Below are 3,583 nucleotides of genomic sequence, written 5' to 3'. Positions count from 1 at the left end.
AACGGAAGAAACGAGACCTGGGTATTATCCATTTTTATCCGGGACGGGGAAGTATAAGATGGACTTTCCGATTGGAGGGATTATTGGTGAAATTGGTTATTCAAAAGAAAATGAAAGATTTGAAAGTTTTATAATAGGTGTTGATCATTCTGATTTCGAGTCCTCTATTGATTTTAAATACATGCCAGACGAAAAAGGAAATGAGCAGCTAATTTTAGAAACACTAAGCACAAGTATTGATAAAAAGCTGGATTTTGAAAACCTGGAATTAGAAGGTAGGACTTTATATTTCGCTCCGTTTAAATTAGAAAATGATGACTTTGGCTATGTAGCTTATATTCAAAATGCTACGGATACAGGTGGTATTCATATTTTTTATCAATCGGATTGTATCGCAGAAGAAGCCAAGTGCTCTCGTCTTAGGGAAGAGGAGAACTCAAATATCATCGATTGGCTAAAAACAATTGAATTCATAAATGAAAGCGAATGAGAGATATGGCAGAAAAAATTGTTATAAGTGAAGAATTTCGTCTTAGACTTATAGACTTAGGGTATAAAAACTTATCAGATGAGGAAATGACTGATCGAATTCGCCAATTTTACATTGAGGAATATGGAGAGGATCTAAAGGCTGAAGTACAAATATATAATTCGTCGGAGGCTAAATCTCTAGATGGAGAGTCAGGGTACGATGGGACAGCAATTTATTTTCATTCAGATGAAAATGATGTGAATGAGATTTATGTCATTTCACAAGGAACGCAAGGATTAAAGGATTGGGATTACAATTTCAAATCTATGTTTGCTGGAATAGATTATTCACAGGCATTAGACACACATAAGTTTACGGAAGAAGTTATTAATGAATTTGGGATAGATCAAGAAAACAAACCTATCCCTATTATTGGATTATCGCATTCATTGGCCCACAATAATAATACTACCGCCTATTTATCATATGAAACATTTGATAAAATTTACAGTGTAAATGGCGCACAAACTAATTATTATCAGCTGTATCGAGCCGATAATGATTTCATGATTAATGTAAATGAACATTTTTCGCTATCTAAAACCAACCCCGATGCCATCTACAACCTAGACCCATCCCAACTCGAAGCGTTCGCAAAAGACTATTACAAAGACAAAGCAGACAACATCCATCAGATTATCTCACTCGACGATCCCCTCTATGCCGTGAGCGGAGCGCGTGGATTTTTTATGCTAGGTGAGGTGGAATATTTGGATACCAATCCAGATTACCCCGGTCTGCGTTCGATCATGGATGATATTCCAGACCACATTGTTCAGGATTTTCAAGAGTTAGCGATTCAATACACGTTGGCCTCCAGAGAGGGAGGGCTGAACGGGGCAATTTACGATATTCTTGGCGTGGATATGAGCCTCCTTGAGGATATCGACGGGGCTGGAAGTGTCGCTAAGTTGTATGTCACCAAGCAAGATGAACTGGATACGATGATTCGGAATTTGAACGATAACGTCCCAGCATTACTCGCGAACATCCAAACGATTACAAGCAATGCAGATGTTATTTTCGGTCGATTCGAGGAAGCAGGATATATCACTGGGAAGCAAAGAGAATTGCTTGTTACGGAAATAACGAAGATCGAGAACGAACTGATCGGGATCCAACAAGCGATTGCAAGTAACGTAAGCGTTCGAGATAGAGGTGATTTTTTTGCGCAAATAGGTGGAGATATTGGAGCATTTTTAAAAATCAAAGGGCATTTAGATGTAATTCAAGAAAGTTTAGGGACTTTAAATCAAGAAGATCTTCTTGAAATTTTGAATAAAATTGGAGAAAGTCATAGTATTCAAGAAATGTTAGAATCCCTATCAGGAGGAAAAAAATCATATCTTGGACCAGATATGGTGCTTACAGCAAGCATAGGTAATAAGGAAATTAGAGTGAATCTATCCGCCGCCCTTCAGCTGTACCAACAAGGAACAGGCATATTGGAAGAAAAGGAAGCTGAAATAGCGCGATTTTCCAAGGCGATTGAAATGGAAATCATAGCTGGTTACAAGGATGAAAGAAGAAAGGTTCTCCAGAAGATAAATGAGATGGAAGGAAGTCCGCAATCGTACCATTATCTACTCGCCAAGCATGGGCAATACCCGACTTTTACGAAAAAAGTCACAAGCATCCGAGTCCACGAGGTGTTTTATCCACTCGAGCAAGCGGATCTCGGTCAAGAAATACACATATTAAGAGAATCGGTAGAAGAAGCCCGTTTACAAATCGAAGGCTATCGCAAAGCAATTGAATCTTTGTTTGAAGAGGATGAACGTATTAGTAAACAGTTTGATCTCATAAGGGGTGTATAAAATGGAAGCAACGCATTCAATCACTGTTACGGAAGAATTACTTCTAAGGGAAGACTTTTCTTATAAAAAAAATGCGCTACGAAAGCATCTCGATCAGATGGAAAAAAGTGACACAGAATTCTTCACGCTCGTTCATAAGATTTTCATTGATGAAGGACAAAAGGGAGAAATCGTCGATGAGATGGTTCAAAAAACAAAAAGATTAGAAGTTCGAAATAGAAACCTGCTGTCGGACACTCATTTTAAAATTGGGCAGGTCGTTAACCGATTCAATGAGCAAGTAGATGAAATGAAACAACAGCAAGCTACGATAACCTATGAAAATATGTTCGTAATGAAGTAACTGGGAAAGGAGCGAACGAATAAGGCGCGAACAGCGCGGTCGGTGCTGTTTGCTAGGACTAGACGGATTATCCATATCATGCAGCAATTTCATTCGATTAATGACGAACTTTTATGATGAAGCTTCTATATATGTTGAATTTAAGTTTTATACATCATTAAATACGCTGTTCTTTTTGCTGAGATGAACGCAGGATTCGCACGTTATTGGGGGTTAGCGCACGTAACCGTAAAACTCGCACGCCACCCGGGCATTGCTCCCCTTCACCGTATAACCTATGTCCCATCCCAAAATAATCTCACCCGCACACCCCCGCAGATCAGTTATACGAGATCGCCGTCGTATTCGAAGGCTTGCAGTAGCACTCGCTCACGCTGATCAACCGTCGTGACAGCTCCGAAATTCGTGAAGACTAAGCAGCACGTAGCATAGTACTCACGAAGCATTTAACAGGAGGAGGGGACCATAAAAAGGTTACAATTGCAATTTGAAAACCAAGAAGGGAAAGTCGTCACGTATACACTCGATGACCCGGTCGAGCCGATTAATCACGAGGCAGTAAACGAAGCAATGGATACGATCATTGCCCAGAACGCCTTCAACTCCAGTGGCGGTGACTTAGTTGCAAAACGAAGCGCCCGCATCGTTGAACAGATAACAGAAGATATCGAGATTTACTAAAATCTTAAACCAGAGGCCCCAATTGTTCAACAGGACGATTGGGGCCTCGTGCCATATCAAAAAAGTGAATCATTCGCTTTCAAGAAGGAGGGATTAGTCATGGATGCGTAGTATTCTTTTATCGCGGAAGTTGGCTTCCCTCATGCTTAGAAGCGGGGGTATTACAGACCGTTAATGCGTGATAAAGTGAAACTTCATTCAGTGGGGAAT

The 3,583-nt window shown here is 40.1% G+C and carries 4 protein-coding genes; all 4 read left to right on the top strand.

What is annotated here, in order from left to right; all coding sequences use genetic code 11:
- The coding region (locus tag WKU33_RS18655) for a hypothetical protein (RefSeq protein WP_340456075.1) at window positions 1-490 on the top strand (490 nt) is incomplete at its 5' end.
- A gap of 5 nt (window positions 491-495) precedes the next feature.
- Window positions 496-2,349, top strand: coding sequence for a DUF6792 domain-containing protein (locus WKU33_RS18650; protein WP_340456073.1), 1,854 nt, complete (start codon window positions 496-498; stop codon window positions 2,347-2,349).
- Window position 2,350: 1 nt separating this feature from the next.
- Window positions 2,351-2,692 carry a hypothetical protein gene (locus tag WKU33_RS18645; protein ID WP_340456071.1) on the top strand — a complete coding sequence of 114 codons (342 nt, stop codon included), beginning with the start codon at window positions 2,351-2,353 and terminating at the stop codon, window positions 2,690-2,692.
- A gap of 465 nt (window positions 2,693-3,157) precedes the next feature.
- Window positions 3,158-3,373: a DUF2922 domain-containing protein gene (locus WKU33_RS18640; protein WP_340456077.1), complete on the top strand. Its 216-nt coding sequence runs from the start codon at window positions 3,158-3,160 to the stop codon at window positions 3,371-3,373.
- Window positions 3,374-3,583: the final 210 nt, after the last annotated feature.

Source organism: Oceanobacillus sp. HCA-5259, from assembly GCF_037892815.1.
Taxonomy (GTDB): Bacteria; Bacillota; Bacilli; order Bacillales; family Amphibacillaceae; genus Oceanobacillus; species Oceanobacillus indicireducens.
Note: the sequence above shows the minus strand (reverse complement) of the source record. Positions and strands in the feature narration are given on the sequence as shown.